The 14,871-nt window shown below is 73.9% G+C and carries 13 protein-coding genes; 10 read left to right on the top strand and 3 right to left on the bottom strand.

The window, feature by feature from the left end; translation table 11 throughout:
- Positions 1-232: 232 nt before the first annotated feature.
- Together hypB and FRAAL_RS07895 are read right to left on the bottom strand one after the other, a co-directional pair.
- Positions 233-949: a hydrogenase nickel incorporation protein HypB gene (hypB, locus tag FRAAL_RS07900; protein ID WP_011603011.1), complete on the bottom strand. Its 717-nt coding sequence runs from the start codon at positions 947-949 to the stop codon at positions 233-235.
- Between the two features lie 138 nt (positions 950-1,087).
- Positions 1,088-1,504: a hydrogenase maturation nickel metallochaperone HypA gene (locus tag FRAAL_RS07895; protein WP_231861567.1), complete on the bottom strand. Its 417-nt coding sequence runs from the start codon at positions 1,502-1,504 to the stop codon at positions 1,088-1,090.
- A gap of 208 nt (positions 1,505-1,712) precedes the next feature.
- Between FRAAL_RS07895 and FRAAL_RS07890 the strand changes: the two genes are divergently transcribed.
- From FRAAL_RS07890 to FRAAL_RS31460, 10 genes are all read left to right on the top strand, one after another.
- Complete coding sequence (locus FRAAL_RS07890) at positions 1,713-2,684, top strand: NADH-quinone oxidoreductase subunit B family protein (RefSeq protein WP_041939002.1); 972 nt, start codon at positions 1,713-1,715, stop codon at positions 2,682-2,684.
- Between the two features lie 69 nt (positions 2,685-2,753).
- Positions 2,754-4,361, top strand: a complete 1,608-nt coding sequence (locus FRAAL_RS07885) for a nickel-dependent hydrogenase large subunit (RefSeq protein ID WP_041940290.1) — start codon at positions 2,754-2,756, stop codon at positions 4,359-4,361.
- A 14-nt stretch (positions 4,362-4,375) separates the two neighbouring features.
- On the top strand, positions 4,376-4,948 hold the full coding sequence (locus FRAAL_RS07880) for a hydrogenase maturation protease (protein ID WP_063822609.1): 573 nt from the start codon (positions 4,376-4,378) through the stop codon (positions 4,946-4,948).
- Positions 4,941-6,260 carry a hypothetical protein gene (locus FRAAL_RS07875; RefSeq protein WP_011603006.1) on the top strand — a complete coding sequence of 440 codons (1,320 nt, stop codon included), beginning with the start codon at positions 4,941-4,943 and terminating at the stop codon, positions 6,258-6,260. The genes FRAAL_RS07880 and FRAAL_RS07875 overlap by 8 nt, the downstream gene beginning before the upstream one ends.
- The gene (locus FRAAL_RS07870) at positions 6,257-7,438 is read left to right on the top strand and encodes an NHL repeat-containing protein (protein WP_083866732.1); all 1,182 of its coding nucleotides are present in this window, start codon (positions 6,257-6,259) and stop codon (positions 7,436-7,438) included. Before FRAAL_RS07875 ends, FRAAL_RS07870 begins: the two co-directional genes overlap by 4 nt.
- Complete coding sequence (gene hypF / locus FRAAL_RS07865; RefSeq protein WP_011603004.1) at positions 7,435-9,909, top strand: carbamoyltransferase HypF; 2,475 nt, start codon at positions 7,435-7,437, stop codon at positions 9,907-9,909. The genes FRAAL_RS07870 and hypF overlap by 4 nt, the downstream gene beginning before the upstream one ends.
- A 4-nt stretch (positions 9,910-9,913) precedes the next feature.
- On the top strand, positions 9,914-10,180 hold the full coding sequence (locus tag FRAAL_RS07860; RefSeq protein WP_011603003.1) for a HypC/HybG/HupF family hydrogenase formation chaperone: 267 nt from the start codon (positions 9,914-9,916) through the stop codon (positions 10,178-10,180).
- Positions 10,177-11,322 (top strand): hydrogenase formation protein HypD, encoded by a 1,146-nt coding sequence (hypD, locus tag FRAAL_RS07855; protein WP_011603002.1) that lies wholly within the window; start codon positions 10,177-10,179, stop codon positions 11,320-11,322. Before FRAAL_RS07860 ends, hypD begins: the two co-directional genes overlap by 4 nt.
- Positions 11,319-12,434 (top strand): hydrogenase expression/formation protein HypE, encoded by a 1,116-nt coding sequence (gene hypE / locus FRAAL_RS07850; protein WP_041939001.1) that lies wholly within the window; start codon positions 11,319-11,321, stop codon positions 12,432-12,434. Before hypD ends, hypE begins: the two co-directional genes overlap by 4 nt.
- 188 nt (positions 12,435-12,622) lie before the next feature.
- Entirely contained in the window at positions 12,623-12,892 is a 270-nt protein-coding gene (locus FRAAL_RS31460; RefSeq protein ID WP_162137459.1) for a hypothetical protein, read from the top strand.
- A 93-nt stretch (positions 12,893-12,985) separates the two neighbouring features.
- Here FRAAL_RS31460 and FRAAL_RS34170 read toward each other — a convergent pair whose 3' ends face one another.
- A complete protein-coding gene (locus tag FRAAL_RS34170) occupies positions 12,986-14,773 on the bottom strand; it encodes a serine/threonine-protein kinase (RefSeq protein WP_011602999.1) in 1,788 nt (595 codons plus the stop codon).
- Between the last annotated feature and the right edge of the window lie 98 nt (positions 14,774-14,871).

Below are 14,871 nucleotides of genomic sequence, written 5' to 3'. Positions count from 1 at the left end.
CCCGCGGTACGTGTATGCCTGCGACTGCCGCTGGATGGGCGCATGTCTCGACCTTTCCGCGTTCCGCATTCCCGACCACTGACTTTCTACCGGATCGGACACAATCACCGGACGCGACGCGCCGAGCACCCCCTGATCTCAATATTCGATCTTCTCGGGATCGCCGACTCACCGGAGACGGAACACCGAATTTCCCGCCGACGCCGAAATGTCAAGTAAATCAGGGCACGGCCTAACGCCGGGCCGGAGTCGCGCCACACGCTCCGGCGTGGTCCGCGAGCCAGTCGCACCAGGCGTTGACGCCAGCACCGGTACGGGCGCTCACGGCGAGCACCGCCACCCCCGGATGGACGGCGTCGAGGTTGCGCCGGAACGCCTCGACGTCGAAGTCGAGATGGGGTAGCAGATCCGTCTTGTTGACCAGCACGAGATCCGCGGAGCGGAACATCACCGGATACTTGAGTGGTTTCTCCTCGCCCTCGGTGACGGCGAACACCATGGCGCGCCGGTCCTCCCCGACGGTGAACTCGGCGGGGCACACCAGATTGCCGACGTTCTCGATGATGACGAGGTCGAGTGCGGCGAGCGGCAGCCGGGGCAGCGCGGAGGCGACCATCGGCGCATCCAGGTGGCATTCCCCGCCGAAGCCGTCGCCGGTGTTGACCAGGGCGATCGACGCGCCGAACCCGTCGAGGCGGTCGGCGTCCAGGCTGGTCTCGATGTCCCCCTCGATGACGCCGATCCGCCGGTGCGGCGCGAGGCGGCGCAGCGTCTCGACGAGCAGGGTCGTCTTACCGGCGCCGGGCGCGGACATCAGGTTCACCACGGTGACGCCGGCCGCGTCGAATGCCGCCCGGTTGGCCCGCGCAACCTTTTCGTTCTCCCCGAGAATCCGCTCCAGCACCTCGACCCTTTCCGCGCCGGTGCGATAGCCAGAATGGTCCCCCACCGAACCGGCCCGGGAATGACCGTCCTCGAGCGGATCGTCGTGTGGGTGGCTGCTCGAGTGCGGGTGGCTGTTCGAGTGCGGGTGGCTGTTCGAGTGCGGGTGGCTGTTCGAGTGCGGATGGAATCTGCCCATTGTTCGTCACGCCTCCACGGCGTCGGTCGCCACCTCGAAGGAGGTGACGAGAAATTCCTCGCCGCTGACCAGGACGACGTCGGCGGTGCCACAGGCGGCGCAGCGCAGAACCGGCACGGCCAGCTCGCTGTACGCGCCGCACGGACGGCAGCGCACCCCGGCCGGGACCGACTCGACCACCAGCTCCGACCCGGCCAGTGCCTCGGCCCCGACCGCGTCGGCATGCGCCAGTCCCCAGCAGTAGACGAGGGTGTCCGGCACCACCTGCCGCAGCGCCCCCACCCGCAGGTGCACCCGGGTCACCCGCCGGCCGGCCGCGTGGCGGGCGACGATGCCCGCGACGGAGCGGCAGATCGACAGCTCGTGCACCGCCTCGCCCTCCCCGACGCCCAGCCGGGCTCCCCGACGCCCAGCCGGGCTCACTGTGGTCCCGCCGAGCACGCAGCGGCAAACGCCACCACGCCTTGGTGGCAGCCTCCGCACACGACGCATCGGCGTCCCCTTCCCGGGCACGTAGCGTCGCTGTGCCGGCAGTCCTCGTGCGGCCTGAGCCATGCGACGCGAGGCGCGCGGCGACCGGTCGCGACCCGCCGCCCCACCGGTTGCCGGCCATCCGACGAAGGGACCACCGATGTCATCCGTGCTCTGGTTTCAGGGCGGGGCGTGCAGCGGCAACACGATGTCGTTCCTGAACGCCGAGGAACCCACCGTCATCGACCTGATCACCGACTTCGGTCTGGATCTGCTCTGGCATCCGTCGCTGGGCCTGGCCACCGGAGGGCAGGCGCGGGAGCTGTTCTGGGACTGCGCCCGGGGACAGCGGCCGGTCGACATCTTCGTCTTCGAGGGCTCGGTGATGCGCGGCCCGGACGGCAGCGGCCGCTTCGACGTGTTCGCCGACCGGCCGATGCAGGACTGGGTGCGCGACCTTGCCGGCCAGGCCCAGGTGGTCGTGGCGATCGGGGACTGCGCCTGCTGGGGCGGGGTCCCGGCGACGGCGCCGAACCCGACCGACTCCACCGGGTTGCAGTTCCACAAGCGCGCCCCGGGCGGGTTCCTCGGCTCGGACTTCCGTTCGCGGGGCGGGTTGCCCGTCATCAACGTGCCGGGCTGCCCCGCCCATCCGGACTGGATCACGCAGATCCTGGTGGCGCTGGCCACCGGCCGGGCCGCCGACATCGCGCTCGACGAGCTCCACCGGCCGCAGACGTTCTTCACCACGTTCACCCACACCGGCTGCACCCGTAACCAGTACTTCGAGTACAAGCAGTCGACGCTGACCTTCGGCGACGGGACGCGGCAGGGCTGCCTGTTCTACGAGTTCGGCTGCCGCGGGCCGATGACGCACTCTCCGTGCAACCGGATCCTGTGGAACCGGCAGTCGTCGAAGACCCGGGCCGGGATGCCGTGCATCGGCTGCACCGAGCCGGAGTTCCCGTTCTTCGACCTCGCCCCCGGCACGGTCTTCCAGACCCAGAAGGTCGCCGGGGTCATCCCGCGCGAGGTCCCCGAGGGCAGCGGCCACCTGACCTATCTGGCCCAGGCGGCGGCCGCCCGGGCGGCGGCCCCGAAGTGGTCGAAGAAAGACATGTTCGTCGTCTGATCCGCCGCCACGGCGCGCGCGTCCCGCCCGGGGCCCCGCGAGGAACGCACACGGAAAGAAGCGATGTCGATGACGACCGTCGATCTCAACGTCAGCCCGATGGGGCGCGTCGAGGGTGACCTCGACGTCCGGGTCACGATCGACGACGGGGTGGTGGCCTCGGCCTGGACCGAGGCGGCGATGTTCCGCGGCTTCGAGATCATCCTGCGGGGCAAGGACCCGCAGGCCGGCCTGATCGTGACCCCGCGCATCTGCGGGATCTGCGGCGGCAGCCACCTGTACAAGTCGGCGTACGCGCTGGACGTGGCGTGGCAGACCGAGCTGCCGCCGAACGCGACGCTGATCCGCAACATCGCGCAGGCATGCGAGACGCTGCAGAGCATCCCGCGGTGCTTCTACGCGCTGTTCGCCATCGACCTGACCAACCCCAGGTACGCCTCCTCGCAGCTCTACCCGGAGGCGGTGCGCCGGTTCGCCCCGTTCACCGGGTCCAGCTACGGCCCGGGGGTGGTGCTGTCCGCCAAGCCGATCGAGGTGTACGCCATCTTCGGCGGGCAGTGGCCGCATTCCAGCTTCATGGTGCCCGGCGGGGTGATGTGCGCGCCGACGCTCGCGGACGTGACCCGTTCCATCGCGATCCTGGAGCACTGGAAGACCGAGTGGCTCGAGAAGCAGTGGCTGGGCTGCTCGGTGGATCGCTGGCTGGCCAACCGCACCTGGGCGGACGTGCTCGCCTGGATCTACGAGAACGAGGCCCAGCACGACAGCGACTGCGGCTTCTTCCTGCGCTACTGCCTCGACATCGGCCTCGACGGCTACGGCCAGGGCATCGGCAACTACCTGGCGACCGGCACGTACTTCTCCCCCGAGAAGTACGCCCGGCCGACGATCGAGGGCCGCAACGCGGCGCTCATCGGCCGCTCCGGGGTGTACGCCGGCGGCTCCTACAGCGCGTTCGACCAGGCCCGGGTGCGCGAGGACGTCACCCACTCGTTCTACGCGGGCACCTCGGCGCGCCACCCGTTCGACGGGGAGACCAACCCGATCGACCCGGTCCGCGGCCGCGAGCAGGGCAAGTACAGCTGGGCCAAGTCCCCCCGCTACGACGTGCCGAACCTCGGGTACGTGCCGCTGGAGGCCGGGCCGCTGGCCCGCCGAATCGCCGCCGCCGCCCCGGGCGCGGCCGACCACCAGGACGACGACCCGCTGTTCGGGGACATCCTCGACGCGATCGGCCCGTCGGTGATGGTGCGCCTGCTCGCCCGGATGCACGAGGCGGCCAAGTACTACCAGTGGGTACGCGCCTGGCTGGACCAGATCGACCTGCACGAGCCCTTCCACGCCACGCCGGTGCAGCGCGCCGACGGGCGTGGCTTCGGCTCGACGGAGGCGGCCCGCGGCTCGCTGTCCGACTGGATCGTTCTGGAGAACGGCAAGATTGCGAACTACCAGGTGGTCACGCCGACGGCCTGGAACATCGGGCCCCGCGACGGTGACGGCACACCCGGCCCGATCGAGGCCGCGCTCGTCGGCACGCCGGTCGCCGACCCGGCCGACCCGGTGGAGCTCGGCCACGTGGCCCGCAGCTTCGACTCCTGCCTGGTCTGCACGGTCCACGCCTACGACGGGCGGACCGGCAGGGAACTGAGCAGGTTCGTCATCAACGGGGACCTTTGAACGCCGGACGACCGGTGCCCGCCGCACAGCCGGTGCCCGCCGCACAGCCGGTGCCCGCCAGCCCGCGGGTGCAGGTCGACCCGCCCGGCTTCGAGCCGCCGCGCTGCGACACGGTGGTCATCGGCTGCGGGAACCTGCTGCGCGGCGACGACGGGGTGGGACCGATCCTGATCCGCCGCCTCGCCGAGGCGGGCGTGCCGGCCGGGGTGCGCCTGGTCGACGGCGGCACGGCCGGGATGGACACGGCCTTCGCGATGCGCGGCGCGCGCCGGGTCGTGATCGTCGACGCCGCCCGCACCGGCGCCGCGCCGGGCACCGTCTACCGGGTGCCGGCCGCGGAACTTGCGGATCTTCCCCTGCACCTGCCACACCCCCATGCGGTGCGCTGGGACCAGGCACTCGCCTTCGGCCGGTGGCTGCTCGGCGACGACTACCCGACCGACGTCACCGTCTACCTCGTCGAGGCCGGCGGGCTGGAGCCCGGTGCCGACCTCACCCCGGCCGTGCGCCGCGCGATGGAACGGATGCAGCGGCTGATCCTCGCAGATCTTTCCGACCCGCACAGCGAGGAAGACTCACATGGCTGACCGCGACACCGCGACCGACACCGAGACCGACACGGACCCCGACACGGACCCCGACACGGACACGGACCCAGCCGCCACCGAGTCGGCGGCGCACTGCGCCCGGCCGCAGCCGGTCGGGGTGTTTCCCCTGCCCGCCGGCTTCCTGCTGGTGCCGGGCGGCGACGACACGGCCGAGCTGCGCCGCACGCTCGCCGCCGGGCGCCGCCCGGACGCCTGGCCGACGCGGCTGCTCGCGTTGGAGCTGGCCTACGGCGGGGACGTCGTCGGCGCCGCGACCCAGGTTGACGGCGACGATCCGATCGACCGGTACAACCGGTTCGTCCTGCGTCCGGGCGGCCCCCCGGTCGAGGATCCCGCGCAGCTTCGCCAGGCGCTGGGGGCCGAGCTCGGGATCCTCGTCGACGTGGTCCGCTTCGCCCTCGGCGATCTGGCCGAGCCCCCGCCGCTGGCCGGGGAGACCGGCGAGATCGCGGCGCTGGTGCACTCGGCGCACGCCGCCCACGCCATGGCCGCCGGGCGGACCGGGGAGGCGGCGGGGGCGCTGGGCCGGGCCGTCGCCGCGGCGTGGGGGGCGTCCCCGGGCCTGACCGCGCAGCTGTTGTCGACCGCGGCCGACCTGCGCCGCAGCATCGAGGGGCCGACCGACGCCGTCCTCGCCGACCTGACCACGGCGCTCGCCGCCCTCGACGCCACCGATCTCGTGGTCGCCCGCGCCGAGCTGCGCCTGGCCCTCGGCGCGGCCCACCAGGAGCGCGCCCGCGACGATGCGGCGGCCCTGCGCACCGCGGTGGAACACTATCTGGCCGCGCTGCGGCTGATCAGTTTGGACAGCTCGCCGGAGTTGTTCGCCGCGGTGCAGGTCAACCTGGCCACCGCCTACCTGGCGATGCCGATGAGCCAGGCGTCCGACCAGCTTCGCATCGGCGTCGCGATCCAGGGCCTGCGCACGGCGCTCACCGTCTACACCCCCGAGACCCACCCCGAGCAGTGGGCCAGCACCCAGCTCAACCTGGCCAACGCCCTGGTCTACGCGCCGTCGGCGCACCAGAAGGACAACCTGATCGAGGCGGCGGCCCGTTACCAGCAGGTCATCGTCGCCCGCGATCGGAACACCGATCCGCTCGGCCACGCCCGCGCGCTGGCCAACCAGGGCAACGCCCTGGCCCATCTCGGCGCCTACGACCAGGCGACCGCGGTGCTGCGCGAGGCGCAAACGATCTTCGAGGAGTCCGGGGCGGACGACGCGGCGCTGGCGGTGCGCGGCGTGCTCGACGAGATCACCCGCCGCCGCGGCGCGCCCGGACCCGCATGAGTTCCCCCCGGTCGGCGGCCGCCGTCCGAGGCACCGGGCCGGTCACCGCCGCCGCGGACGACCCGGCGGCGGGTTGGGAGCCGTCGGTGTGGCTGGGGGCGCCGGCGCCGGGGGGGCTGGCGCTGCCCGCGGCGCAGCCGTCGTCGTCCTGGCTGTACGCGCCGCGCGGGGTGTGGCTCGGCGACGACCTGCTCGTGGTGGCCGACTCGGGCAACCACCGGGTGCTGATCTGGCACGGTCGACCGGCCCGCGACGGTGCCCCCGCCGACGTCGTGCTCGGCCAGGCCGACGCAAGCAGCGAGGGCCCGGCGGCCGGCGGGCGCGGGCCCGAACGGGGGATGCACCTGCCGACCGGAATCGCCGTCACGGACGGCCGGCTCGTCGTCGCCGACGCCTGGCACCACCGGGTCCTCGTCTGGGACACCGTCCCGGTGACCACCGACACCCCTCCCGACCTGGTCCTCGGCCAGCCGGATGCGACGAGCGTGCGGGAGAACCGGGGCGGGTCGTGCGGGCCGACCACCTTCTACTGGCCGTTCGGCGTGGCCGTGATCGGCGGGCGCTTCTACGTCGCCGACACCGGTAACCGGCGGGTGCTGGGCTGGTCGGGCGGCCTGCCAACCTCCCCCGATCGGGCCCCCGACCTGATCCTGGGCCAGCCCGATCCGACCAGCCGGGAGGACAACCGCGGCGGCCCGGCCGGGCCCGCCACCTTCCGGTGGCCGCATGACATCACCGGGAACGCCGAGCGGCTGCTCGTCGCCGACGCCGGCAACCACCGGCTGCTCGGCTGGTCGCCCCATCCCGACGCCGACACCGCCGCCGACCTCGCCCTCGGCCAGACCGACCTGACCGGCTGCGGCGAATCCCCCTACGCCCCCGGCCAGGCCGGCACGCTGCGGTTCCCCTACGCCGCCGACTGCGACGGCGACCTGCTGGCCGTCGCGGACACCGCCGACAACCGGATCCTGCTCTGGGACGGCCTGCCGCAGGTCACCGGCACGGCGGCCACCGCCGTCCTCGGCCAGCCGTCGTTCGCCGACACGGGCGAGAACCGCTGGTCGGGCGTGACCGCCGACACGTTCTGCTGGCCGTATGGCCTGTCCCTGTCCGACGGCCGGCTCGCCGTGGCCGACTCCGGCAACAACCGGGTCGTGATCTGGGAGCGGCGGCCATGATCCCCCCGCGCGCCGTCGAACGGTCCGCGACGCGCCCGCCGGACGGGCGGGTGCGCCGGCGGGTCGTCGTCGAGGGCATCGTGCAGGGCGTCGGGTTCCGGCCCCACGTCCACCGGCTGGCCAGCGGCCTCGGGCTCACCGGCTTCGTCGGCAACGACTCGGCCTCGGTCTTCGCGGAGGTCGACGGCGACCCCGCCGACGTCGCCGAGTTCCTGCGCCGGTTGGCGCCGTCCGCGCCGCCCCTCGCCCGCATCGACGGGATCACGGTGACCGACGTTCCCGGCACCCCCCGCCCGGGCGGGGCCGGGTTCCGGATCGTGGCGAGCAGGGCCGCGGCCGGCGCCCGTACCCTGGTGCCCCCGGACGCGGCGGTGTGCGCGGACTGCCTGCGGGAACTGTTCGACCCGGCGGACCGACGCCACCGCCATCCGTTCATCACCTGCACGAACTGCGGCCCCAGGTTCACGATCATCGAGGCGCTGCCGTATGACCGGGCGGCGACGACGATGGCGCGCTTTCCGATGTGCGCGCGCTGCACGGCCGAGTACACCGACCCCGCCGACCGCCGCTTCCACGCCGAGCCCATCGCCTGCCCGGACTGCGGGCCGCGGCTGTGGTTCAGCCCGCTCGACGGGCCGGCGGTGACCGGCACCGACGCGGCGCTCGCGGCCGCTCAGCGGGCGCTGGCGGCCGGCGCGGTCGTGGCGGTCAAGGGTGTCGGCGGCTACCACCTGGCCTGCCGCGCCGAGGACGACGAGGGCCTGACCAGGCTGCGCGGGCGCAAGAACCGACCGGACCAGCCGTTCGCGGTCATGGCCCGCGACCTGGCCACGGCCGCCCGGGTCGGCACCGTCTCGCCGGCGGTGGCGGCGCTGCTGAGCGGGCCGGCCGCGCCGATCGTGCTCACCGGCCGCGCCCCGGGGGCGCCGCTGTCGGCCCTGGTCGCGCCGGGCAGCCCACTCGTCGGGCTGCTGCTGCCGTACACGCCGCTCCACCACCTGCTGTTCGCGCCGGCCCCCGGCGGCGGCCCGCCGCCGCGACTGCTCGTGATGACCAGTGCCAACCGCTCCGGCGAGCCGATCTGCTTCGACGACCGCGAGGCCCGCACCCGCCTCGCCGGACTCGCCGACGCCTTCCTCACCCACGACCGGCCGATCCTGGCGCCGTGCGACGACTCGGTGCTGCGCTGTGACGCCGAGCAGGTCGTGCCGCTACGCCGCGCCCGCGGCCACGTCCCGCTGCCGGTGGATCTTCCCCGCCCGGTCGGGCCGGTGCTCGCCGTCGGCGGCGAGCTGAAGAACACGCTCTGCCTGACGACCGGGCGCCGCGCCATCCTGTCCCAGCACCACGGCGACCTGGGCAGCCTCGCGGCGATGGCGGCGTTCGAGCGATCCGGCGCGCGGCTGGCGCGCCTGTACGGCATCGAACCCGCGGTCCTCGCCGCCGACCCCCACCCGGGCTACGCCACCCGGGCCTGGGCGCGGCGGACCGCCGGCGCCGAGCGCCCCCTGCGGCTGGTGCAGCACCACCACGCCCACGTGGCGGCGCTGCTCGCCGAGCACGGCCGGCTCGGCGAGCCCGTCGTCGGCGTCGCCTTCGACGGCACCGGTTACGGCGACGACGGCACGATCTGGGGCGGCGAGGTGCTCCTCGTCGGCTCCGACGTCACCCGCGCCGAACGCGTCGCCCACCTGCGCCCGGTCGGCCTGCCCGGCGGCGACGCCGCGGTGCGCAACCCGTGCCGGGTGGCGCTGGCCCACCTGGCCGCGGCGGGCCTGGCCTGGTCGGCGGATCTCGCCCCGGTGCGGGCCTGCTCCGCCGCGGAGTTGAGCACAGTGCGCACCGCCCTGGACCGGGGCGTGGCCTGCACGCCCAGCAGCAGCATGGGTCGGCTGTTCGACGCGGTGGCGGCGCTGCTCGGGGTGCGCCAGCGGACCACCTATGCCGCGCAGGCCGCCGTCGAGCTGGAGGCCCTCGCCGCCGAGGCACCCACCGCCGAAGGTCTCGCCGCCGGCCGGTCGGGTGATACGGGCGGGCCGTCCGCCGGCACGGCCGCTGCCGGCAGGGCCGCTGCCGGCGTGGGCGCGTGGCCGCTGGTCTTCGGACTGGCGGACGGCGTCCTGGAGCCGGCGCCGGTGCTCGCGGGCCTCGTCGACGGCCTGCGGGCGGGGATGGCCGCGGGCACGCTGGCCGGCGCGTTCCATGTCGCCGTCGCGGACGCGGTGACCCGTGTCGCCGAGGTGGCGCGGCGGCGGCACGGCGTCGGCCTGGTCGGGTTGACCGGCGGGGTCTTCGCCAACGTCGTGCTGCTGCGGGCCTGCCGGGCACGGCTGGCCGCCGCCGGTTTCGACGTACTCGTTCATCAGGAGGTGCCGGCGGGCGACGGCGGACTGGCTCTCGGCCAGGCCGTCGTCGCGGCGCTGGCCGGCGACCAGGATCCGGCGCCGGTCGCCGACAGGAAGGACATGTGACGCGATGTGCCTGGGGATACCCGGCCGGATCACCGAGATCTGGGATGACCGCGGCACCCGGATGGCGCTCGTCGACTTCGGCGGCGTCACCAGGACCGTGTGCCTGGCCTACCTGCCCGACGCCACCGTCGGGCAGTACACGATCATCCATGCCGGTTTCGCGTTGACGAGCGTGGACGAGGACGCGGCGCGCCAGACGCTGGCGATGTTCCGCGACCTCGGGCTGCTCGACACCGAACTCGGCGCGGCCGAAGTCGAGGCGAGCCGGTGAAGTACCTGACGGAGTTCCGCGACCCGGACCTGGCCCGCTGGCTGCTGGACGCGATCGCCGCCACCGCGAGCCGGCGCTGGACGCTGATGGAGGTCTGCGGCGGCCAGACCCACGCGATCATCCGGCATGGGCTCGACCAGCTCCTCGCCGACCAGGTCGAGTTCATCCACGGACCCGGCTGCCCGGTCTGCGTGACGCCCCTGGAGACGATCGACCGGGCGCTGGCGATCGCCGCCCGGCCCGAGGTGATCTTCTGCTCGTTCGGGGACATGCTGCGGGTGCCGGGCAGCGACACCGACCTGTTCACCGTGAAGGCCCGCGGCGGGGACGTCCGGGTGGTGTACTCGCCGCTGGACGCCGTCAGCCTCGCCGAGGCCCATCCCGACCGCCAGGTCGTGTTCTTCGCGGTCGGCTTCGAGACGACCGCGCCGGCCAACGCGCTGGCGGCGGTGACGGCGCGCCGCCGCCGCCTGGCGAACTTCTCGATGCTCGTCAGCCACGTGCTGGTCCCGCCGGCGATGAGCGCGGTCGCCACCGCCCCGGGCAACCGGGTGGAGGCGTTCCTCGCGGCCGGCCACGTGTGCACGGTGATGGGCACCGAGCAGTACGAACCGCTGGTCGCCGCGCACCGGATGCCGATCGTCGTCACCGGGTTCGAGCCGCTGGACCTCCTCGACGGGGTACGCCACGCCGTCGCGCAGCTCGAGGCCGGCCGGGCCGAGCTCGCCAACGCCTACCAGCGGGCGGTGCAGCCCGAGGGCAACCCGGCCGCCCGGGCGATCCTGGCCGAGGTCTTCACGGTGTGCGACCGGGCCTGGCGGGGCATCGGGACGATCCCGGACTCGGGCTGGCGGCTCGCGGACGCGTGGCGCGACTTCGACGCGGAGATCCGGTTCGACGTCGGCGGCCTCACCGTCGCCGAACCGGCGGCGTGCCGCAGCGGCGCGGTGCTGCAGGGGCTGCTCCGGCCGCCTGACTGCGCGGCGTTCGGCACGACCTGCACGCCGCGCCGCCCGCTGGGAGCGACGATGGTCTCGGCGGAGGGGGCGTGCGCCGCCTACTTCCAGTACCGGCGCCTCACCCCGGCCGGCAGCGCCCACTCGCCGGACTCCACCGGGCCGGCGGCGGCGATGCAGGCATGACCGACCTTGCGGACATGACGGGCTGGGCCTGCCCGGCTCCGCTGCGCGACTATGCGCGGGTCGTGCTGGGCCACGGCGGCGGCGGCGTGCTGACCAGCGAGCTGATCGAGCACCTGTTCCTCCCGGCGTTCGCCGGCGGCGGGACACCGGTGGACGCGGCGCCGACGGACACGGCGCCGACGGACACGGCACTGCCAGCCGGGGCGCTGGCGGACGCGGCGGTCCTGGCTGTCGGCGGGCTCAGGCTGGCCTTCACGACGGATTCCTACGTCGTGCGGCCGCTGTTCTTCCCCGGCGGTTCGATCGGCGAGCTCGCCGTCCACGGCACCGTCAACGACCTGGCCTGCCGCGGCGCGGTCCCGCTGGCGCTGTCGGCCGGGTTCATCCTGGAGGAGGGGCTGGAGCTCGCCGTCCTCGGCCGGGTGGCGCAGGCGATGGGCCGCGCCGCCGCCGCGGCGGGGGTACGGCTGGCCACCGGCGACACCAAGGTCGTCGAGCGCGGCCTCGCCGACGGCCTGTACGTCAACACCAGCGGCATCGGGCTCGTCCCGCCCGGCGTGGATGTCCGGCCCGACCGGGCGGTGCCCGGAGACCGGATCATCGTTTCCGGGCCGATCGGCGAGCACGGGATCGCGGTGCTCAGCGTCCGCGAGGGGTTGGAGTTCGGCGGGGACGTCCGCTCCGACACCGCGGCGCTGCACGGGCTGGTGGCCGCCATGCTGGCCGCGACCATGCCCGGGGTGCACGCGCTGCGCGACCCGACCCGCGGCGGTCTGGCGACCGCGCTGTGCGAGATCGCCGCGGCGGCCGGGGCCGGCGTCGAGTTCACCGAGTCCACGGTGCCGGTGCCGCCCGTGGTCGAGGCGGCCTGTGGCTTCCTCGGTCTCGACCCGCTGCACGTGGCCTGCGAGGGCCGGCTCGTCGCGTTCGTCGCCGAGGCCGATACGGACGCGGTGCTCGCCGCGATGCGGGCGCATCCGGCCGGACGCGACGCGGTGATGATCGGCTCCGTCACCGCGGAGCATCCGGGCGTCGTCGTCGCCCGCACGGCCTTCGGCGGGACCCGCATCGTCGACCGGCCGCTCGGCGAGCAGCTCCCCCGCATCTGCTGATGCATCGCCCGAGCGCAACCGTCCGAGCGGTGGACACGCTCGGCGCCCACTCCAGCCGTACGCGACTCCCGCCCACTCCCACGGCCCACGCCCACGCGCCGAAATTCGTCCTCGTATGCGATTCTGTCGCCCTATCTTGATACGTGGACACAGCGACCTCGGGTGAACAAATTTGGATCTTCGGATTCATGACGGTCAACCTTGTCGCGGGAACCTTGGTGCCCGCAGCCGTCCGCCGACGGTTCGGTGACACGGCAGCGCGCACCTTCAGGCGTCGCGCCGGCACAGCGATCGGCAGCGTGCTCACCGTGTGGATCGCAGTCTTCTGGGGATTCACCTATGCGGCCATCAGCGCGGGGCTGCTGCTGGTGCTGTTCCTCGTCGACCGCCCCCCTCGTCGGCGAGCCCCCTCAGGGAAGGCGAAGATTACGGACACACCCCCAGAGACACGCTCGTGACCGTACGGCGCCAGCAGAGTTGGTGAGCGACTGCCTGGCGTCTCGAAAGCGATTCGGGCCTACTCGTCCAAGTCCCTGCCCATGCGGCCGGGCTCAGCCGGCTGCGCCGATCCGCACCGCGCAGTCGCTGGCGGCCAGGTAGACCTGGCTGCGGCCGCCGGGGTCGAGTCGGACGGTCGGCGCGTCCTTCGTGGCGGTGGCGAAGTCGACGTTCTCCCCGCTGGCGAGATCGCGCAGCACGAACTCGCACGTCTCGCTGCCGTTGAAGTCCTTGACCTGGACCTCGACGGCGCTGGGGGCGTGGAAGGCACTGCTGTCGCCGGTCTGCTGGACGGTGAACGGCAGGGTCGCGTCGCCGCCGCCGGCCTGCGCGGTGAGCCGGCAGCCGGGCGGGGACGGCGTGACGTCGAGCTCGATTCGCCCGGTCTGGTGGACCTGGAAGGTCCTGTCCCCGTAGACGGTCTCCGACCCTGCCAGTCCGGACGGGTTGGCGCCGTGCGGAGTGACGGTGCAGCCCACGTCGTCGCCGGACTGGCGGTCGGCGACGACCAGTCGCCAGGGCCCGGTCGCGGTGTAGCTGAAGGTCGTCGGCGCGTCGGTGCCGCCACCCCCGAGGGTGAGCAGCACGGCTGTGACGGCGGCCGCCGCGAGCACGACGACCGCGACACCGATCCCGAGCAACCGGCCGCGCCGGCGCCTCGGCCCATCCGCGGAGGTGTCTCCTGGCCGCGTGCCCGCCGCGGCACCGACCACGCCCGAGACGTTCCACGGCGGTGTGCCGCCGGACGCGCCGACGCCTGCCGGGCCACCGACGGGCAGCGGCGGCGACGGGATCGTCGGCGGCGGCCCGCTGGGCGGTGTGGGGGCGTGGACGGTCAGCGTGACGTCCCGGTTCGGACCGAACCCGACCGGACGATCCGACTCGTTCGACCCGCCGTCGTCCATCGGGCCGCCTCGGCCCGCCGCGCCACCCGGACCCGACCCTCCACCGTGACCCGACCCGCCGCCCGGACCCGACCCGCCGCCCGAGCCTGACGCGGCGTCGAGGCCGGCCGCGTCCGCGAGGGCGGCGCGCAGCTCCGCGGCCGTCGGCCGGTCGGTGGGTTGACGGGCCATCGATCGGCGGACCAGCTCGCGCAGCGACGGCGCGATCCGCGCGTAGTCCAGCCGGGGTTCCTCGTGGACGATGCGGTAGGTCACCGCGTCGGACGGCCCCTCCCCGTACGGCGGCTGCCCGGTGGCGCCGTAGCCCACCAGGCCACCCCAGGCGAACACGTCGGAGGCCACCGCCGCCTCACCGACGGTGACCTGTTCGGGGGCCAACCAGGCCGGCGTGCCGATCAGCACTCCGGTCGCGGTGAGCTGGTCGGCGTCGCGTACGGCGGCGACCCCGAAGTCGATCACGATCGGCCCGGTGGCCGTCCACATCACGTTGGACGGCTTGAGGTCGCGGTGGATGAGGCCGGCCGCGTGAATCGAGACGAGCGCGTCGGCGAGCCCGGCCGCCAGCCGCACCTGGTCGGCCTCGTCGAGGGGGCCGTGGCGGGTGATGTGCTGGCCCAGAGTGGGCGCGGGGAGGAACTCGGTGGCCAGCCACGGCGGCTCGGCGGTGATGTCGAAGTCGAGCAGCTGGGCGGTGTGCCGGCCGCGGACCCGGAAGCAGGCCTGTAGCTCCCGTTGGAAGCGGACCCGGAAGCTGGGGTTGTCGGCCAGTTCGGATCTGATGATCTTTACGGCGACCCGGCCGAGCGGGCCGTCGCCGAGGTAGACCACGCCCATCCCGCCGCCGCCGAGCCGGCCGAGTAGGCGGTGGGGCCCGACCTGGACGGGATCGGTGAGACGCAGGGCCGCGACCGCGACCTGCTCCGGGTCGGTTGGCATGACGCGATCTTCTCCTCGGCCCGGACCGCGGCCGCGCCGAGCCCACGGGTGGACGACTCCCACGGGTACTGGCGTCGCGGTGACAAATCACCTGGATG

The organism is Frankia alni ACN14a, from assembly GCF_000058485.1.
GTDB classification, from domain to species: Bacteria; Actinomycetota; Actinomycetes; order Frankiales; family Frankiaceae; genus Frankia; species Frankia alni.
This window is presented reverse-complemented; position numbering and strand designations above follow the sequence as displayed.

What these genes read in the sequence shown, in the direction of transcription:
- FRAAL_RS07875 (WP_011603006.1), top strand. Translation starts at nt 4,941, where the DNA reads ATGGCTGACCGCGACACCGCGACCGACACCGAGACCGACACGGACCCC.
- hypF (WP_011603004.1), top strand. Translation starts at nt 7,435, where the DNA reads ATGATCCCCCCGCGCGCCGTCGAACGGTCCGCGACGCGCCCGCCGGAC.
- FRAAL_RS07860 (WP_011603003.1), top strand. Translation starts at nt 9,914, where the DNA reads ATGTGCCTGGGGATACCCGGCCGGATCACCGAGATCTGGGATGACCGC.
- FRAAL_RS07890 (WP_041939002.1), top strand. Translation starts at nt 1,713, where the DNA reads ATGTCATCCGTGCTCTGGTTTCAGGGCGGGGCGTGCAGCGGCAACACG.
- FRAAL_RS31460 (WP_162137459.1), top strand. Translation starts at nt 12,623, where the DNA reads ATGACGGTCAACCTTGTCGCGGGAACCTTGGTGCCCGCAGCCGTCCGC.
- FRAAL_RS34170 (WP_011602999.1), bottom strand. Translation starts at nt 14,773, where the DNA reads ATGCCAACCGACCCGGAGCAGGTCGCGGTCGCGGCCCTGCGTCTCACC.
- FRAAL_RS07885 (WP_041940290.1), top strand. Translation starts at nt 2,754, where the DNA reads ATGACGACCGTCGATCTCAACGTCAGCCCGATGGGGCGCGTCGAGGGT.
- FRAAL_RS07870 (WP_083866732.1), top strand. Translation starts at nt 6,257, where the DNA reads ATGAGTTCCCCCCGGTCGGCGGCCGCCGTCCGAGGCACCGGGCCGGTC.
- hypE (WP_041939001.1), top strand. Translation starts at nt 11,319, where the DNA reads ATGACCGACCTTGCGGACATGACGGGCTGGGCCTGCCCGGCTCCGCTG.